We start from the raw sequence: 456 nt of genomic DNA on the forward strand, positions 1-456 counted from the left end.
CTGGAAGGACAATTGATTAGGAAAGCATTATTGCTTCAGGCCCAGAAGGATTCTCTTAAAGTAGAGGATGACGAAATTGAGGCTGAACTTGACAATCGTATTCGTCAGACGATTCAGCAATACGGTTCAAAAGATATATTGGAAGAGATTGCAGGCAAAACTGTCTATCAGTTAAAAGATGATTTCAGAGAAGCTTTTCGTGAACAGAAGCTTGCGGATCAGATGCAACGTAAAATTGTTGACAATATTAAAATAACCCCAACAGAGGTTAAGCAATACTTTAGTAAGACCCCAACTGATAGTTTACCCTTCTATGAAAGCGAAGTGGAAATAAGTCAAATCATGATGATTCCCAAAGCTAATAAAGACGTGGAAGAGTATGTGGCCAAGCAATTGTATGATTACAAAAAACAGGCTGAAACACAGGGGCCCAAGAAATTTGAACAGCTGGCGAAA

Annotated in this window: 1 pseudogene; it reads left to right on the forward strand. The window is 38.8% G+C overall.

The features are described 5' to 3' along the window. Window positions 1-456 (forward strand): annotated as a pseudogene (locus F777_RS17935) (peptidylprolyl isomerase); the annotation flags it as partial.

This window comes from Sediminibacterium sp. C3 (assembly GCF_000508085.1).
Classification (GTDB): domain Bacteria; phylum Bacteroidota; class Bacteroidia; order Chitinophagales; family Chitinophagaceae; genus Sediminibacterium.